At 64.3% G+C, this 531-nt stretch carries 1 protein-coding gene; it reads right to left on the bottom strand.

All coding sequences use genetic code 11. The features are described 5' to 3' along the window. Positions 1-49: 49 nt before the first annotated feature. Positions 50-531 (bottom strand): SDR family oxidoreductase (locus AC1U89_RS24625; RefSeq protein ID WP_479902234.1); only part of this gene is annotated, 482 nt, incomplete at its 5' end.

The raw sequence follows: 531 nt of genomic DNA, 5'->3' as shown, positions 1-531 counted from the left end.
GTGTCGACGATTTTCCGTAGGTGGGCATTGCTCTCCAGGACTGCTTTGCTCAAGACATGGCTCTGGTGAAGTGTCTGTACTCGCTGCGGTTGGTGTGGATGTCCCAGAGAGTGCGCGCGACTACTGCTGGGTCGTTCGTGGGGTCACCGGCTTCGATCGCGCCCGGGATGATGAACTGCGAGACGTGGATGTTCTCCTCAGCCAACGCGGTGTGCAGCATCTCGCCGTAGGCGCTTTCGGCGGCGAACGCAATCGAGGTGCCGGCGTAGCCGACTGCGGGACGAACGGCGCTGCCGCCGTTGATGAGCAGAACCGTGCCGCGTCCGGATCCGCGCATGCCGGGGAGGACCTGCTGGACGGCGGCGACGGGGCCGTAGATCGATTKCTCGACGGGCGCCAGCAGGTCTTCGGCGCTTGTGTCGAGAACCGGTTTCATGAAATCGCTTTGGGGAACGGGGCTGTACTGGAGCACCTCGATCGGGCCGAGCGCCGTGGCGGCGAGTTCGAGAGCACGAGCGAGCTGCTCGGGAT

Source organism: Caulobacter sp. 05T431, from assembly GCF_056665975.1.
Note: the sequence above shows the minus strand (reverse complement) of the source record. Positions and strands in the feature narration are given on the sequence as shown.